This window comes from Endozoicomonas sp. SESOKO3 (genome assembly GCF_024606255.1).
Window position 1 is genome coordinate 1 of sequence record NZ_JAHHPR010000654.1, and the last position, 3,890, is coordinate 3,890.

4 protein-coding genes are annotated in these 3,890 nt (G+C 42.5%); all 4 read left to right on the forward strand.

The features are described from left to right. The coding region (locus tag KDK18_RS11480) for a hypothetical protein (protein ID WP_257255042.1) at positions 1-380 on the forward strand (380 nt) is incomplete at its 5' end. Then, positions 377-505 carry a hypothetical protein gene (locus KDK18_RS11485; RefSeq protein WP_257255043.1) on the forward strand — a complete coding sequence of 43 codons (129 nt, stop codon included), beginning with the start codon at positions 377-379 and terminating at the stop codon, positions 503-505. The genes KDK18_RS11480 and KDK18_RS11485, both read left to right, overlap by 4 nt. Before the next feature lie 588 nt (positions 506-1,093). Beyond that, the gene (locus KDK18_RS11490; RefSeq protein WP_257255044.1) at positions 1,094-1,243 is read left to right on the forward strand and encodes a hypothetical protein; all 150 of its coding nucleotides are present in this window, start codon (positions 1,094-1,096) and stop codon (positions 1,241-1,243) included. 159 nt (positions 1,244-1,402) lie between these two features. Next, positions 1,403-3,890: hypothetical protein (locus KDK18_RS11495; RefSeq protein ID WP_257255045.1), on the forward strand; the 2,488-nt coding region annotated here is incomplete at its 3' end.

The window sequence follows — 3,890 nt, forward strand, 5'->3', positions numbered from 1 at the left end:
GATTGCAAAAAATTATGCAGCTTGACGATGGTAAATACCGTTCATGGTTGACTCGCACAGCTCAGGAGATTCTGTACTGGACGGCCCTGCAACCTGATGAGGTACCAGACCGTTGTGCATTTACCCCTTCCAGTGAGTGCTACTCAGAACACTTAAAGCGCACGGGGCATCTGGACAAAATACTGTACCCGAAACCCTTACATCCTTTGGACGCGCAGAAAGCATTTCCCAGAGACTTCCGTAATGACAACGATCAGCTCAATCTCGGAGCCGATAATGGCGTTTTTCCTCTGGTCAGTCTCGCCAAAGGACTTACGTTGTTTGCAAGCAAAATTTTTGCATTCGCAGACCAATACACAGAGGAGGGTAATAGAGAATGACGTTGATACACAGGGTGCGGATCAGTAATGATGATCGATTCGAAGAAAAAGCGGTAGCGATTATACCTGATTTTCACTTCATGATGCGTCCATTCCTTGACGGGTATATGGTGACGTTGCTATAGACTCAAAGAACCAACAAAAAAACCAAGACCTCCCGGATAAACGACAGGTCTTGGTTAGCGAGAATTCGTCTGGTTTTGACACAGCCTTGATATGGCTTTCAATAGCTCAGGGTAATCGTCGTAGAGTAATACCCTCCTCGTGATAGGTCGTTATCAAGATACGCTGAATCCCAGTGTTTAATTAGATGGTTGGGGTCGCTACGTATCGTTAAATAGGGTAAGTCGCCACTTGCGTGCTTGTACCACCTTATGTCTGCCCTATGTCCATGAGCATCACTGACAACGAAATCGAACCAGGACCCATGCCATGCGCAGTGAAAAACCGACGAAGAATAGTATATATGCGTCACAGCCCCTGGCGAAACCCGGGTTCTAAGCCCATTGAAACCAATATCATCCATAGGATAATCTTCCATACAGTAACCATCATCCACGTGCCTGGCCAAGTAGCTGTTATCTGTATTGCTTTTAAAATATAAATTAGCGGTTGATGCCTGTGCAGCCCAACTGGTTACCACTGCAGCAATCAACACAGCGCAGCAAGGGTGTTCTTTCTGTCTCATGGTATTGACTCCAAAGAACAAGTTCATGCAGACAATTTGGCGTGTAGTCATGCAGAAGTATAAACCTACTATGAACAAGGGTAAGTGGCCAAACAACATACCGCTCATGGCTGACGTGCGCAGCTCAGGAAACCCTGTACTGGACGGCCATGCATCCAACACTTCAGGCTATTAACATTGTTTTTTGTTGCACAGGCCTGGCCAACGGTTTTTTTCAACTCTGCAATCCTTCTTTTTTGGAACCTTCGCTTAATTAACGGGTCAATAGTTATAGAGTATTCTTTGGGTGGGCTCACCCTCGTCAAGATTAAGAACAATTAAAGACAGGAGAGCAATGATGGATCAATTATCTCAATCCTCATGTAAGCAAGGGCTAAATCCCTCTACTTACAGTTCTACAGCCGATGTTTCAGAAGATTCTACAGCGAATGATGGCAATGTCAGCGGCAGAACCGTCAGGGTTGAGCTATTTGGAGTCAATCGTGCGGATTCTGCACAAGATCCCTTAACAGGACAAAAAGATCAAAAAAAGGTTAGCATTTCCTCCAGAACCGTTGCTTCAGATGTAGATACCTGTGAAGCCGCTAAACCCATACAAACATTAAAAAAACTTAAAGCCATTCAGGGTGCAAATACTGCTGTCCTCAGTGACAGACAAGTCGAGCTGATTAAAGGGCTCATGGAGGATAAAGAAGGTAGTTTCACAGTAGATGAATTTATAGATGTAATCGACTTTCTTTCTTATTGTGCTGAAGAAAAATTGCCTGAAGATTATTCCAAATCTTCAACCCTTGTATCAGGAATAATAAGAAATCATCTTTGGGATGTTTTCGTAATGTATCGAAGTGATAACATGAGGAAAGTATTATTAGCAACACCCGAAAGAAAAAAACAGGTACTATTGGCTCATGTCAGGAAAACAGGCTTCAGATATTTGTACGAAGCCCTTTCTGAAGAATTAAAAAATGATATTGACTTTCTGACTGAATACTCAAGTTTGCATGGCATTCCCCGTGGTACACCGCCGAAACTGGCAGTACCAATTTATGAGCGCCTGGATATCGGAGCCAAAATAAAGTCTAGAGAGGTTCTGCCGGACAAAATTAAAGATGATCATTTTTATGATGAACTTATCCGTTCAGGAAGAATAAAGCTTAGAAATCTGCCGCTAAATATCAGAAAGAAAAACAAAGAGTACTGCCTTTTGCAATTATCAAAAGGTCGGTGTCGATTATCAGAGGTTCCCGATGAGTTTATAACAAAAAAGGCCATTTTGGATTCGCTGAATGGTGGCAATTTTTATGATGATTTTATCAATATTTTTCAAGGTGATAATGAATATGAGATGCTGGACAATGATCCTGACTTTTTTGAAGAAGTACTTATAAAAATTACTTCGACAGCATTGGAAGTAATGATGGAAATCGAAGGTTCAAAAGTTTATCCCTTATCTGATGTTTATCGATGTTGCATAGATAGATACAGGGATGATGGGGAAAAACTTGCTTTATTGCTAAGAAGACTGGTAGAAGCTAATCCTTTTTTTGTTTTAGTTGTTAAAAATATAGATGATGCGTTGCTTCAGAAGCTGATTGAAACAGGAAAAGAATCCCTATCAGGCCTGTTAATCAGTAGACCAGAAATAAGCCGACATTTTGATTCGCAGATTGTTTCTTTTTTCTTTAATAAAGTTAATGCGAGTGATGACTTTAAAACCCGCATCATGAATATTGTTTATGCGTATTTTCCTTGTGATCATTCCTGTCATTTTCCGGAAGAAATAAGGCTGAAGCAAGATGCTATGGTGCTCGCGTATGAGCCTTTTGATGTTGGAGAGCAGCGTATTGTCGATAGACGTTTACGGCCCGATAATGCCAAAGTCATAATAGACTACATTGAACATTTTCAATTTTTTTTAGCTCGTTTTAATGACAAGGAATATCTGGAGAAGTGTTGCACTGACCCGGCAATCCGACAAAGGCTTATTCATGTTCTGGCTAACAGGATCGTTGTAAACAAACGTCGGTTAATGACGGATTGGAAATATTGTGTACCCCGACAATTAATTGATGATGCTCTGGCTTATCTCAATAACCCGGCCCTTTTCTCGGAACTGGATGTCTCCAGCGCATTGACAGAACCAGTAAATCCTCTCAGATTTCAACAAGCCAATACTCCGGCATTCAAGCTGTTGGTGTCTCTCCACGCCTACGGTTTTCAGTTTGCAGATAAAGACGCCAGTCGTCAGTTGCAATCAGAATTTGACCGTGCAGGTGGCACATACTTTGAAGAGGTTTATCGCGCTCAATATCAACATTCCTTGTCGCTATTTGAAGAAAAGGGAAGCGTCGTGGGTGGCCGTACACTGGCAATATGCAATGGTGAGAGCGTTGATTACTATAAATTCCAGCGACTTGGAGAATCTATAGCCACGCTGGCGCAAGAGGGCATTATGCATCAATTTATTGCCAGGGTGCTTAATAAACGCTTTAAAAGCCAGCTACCCCGTTTTGGTCAGTACCTCATCGTATTGGAAAAGGATCTTCCCGAAAGTATCCAAAGTTTCACTGACCGTTTACAAGTGATCAACAATGCTAATGGTGAAAAAGCCTACCGGGTCTACCACTTCAAGGCGACAAAAAATTACGGTCAATACGCTCATACTCCTGATGGAAGTAGCACCCCTTACGCGATCGCAGAGCGAGGCTTGTTGAACGCCATTCACGACATTGGAGTGCTTAATGGCAACTTTGGCGTTATGCCCACATCAACGATCCCGGCCTTTCATGATACCGGACGTCGTTGGCTGTTCCTTAGCCCGT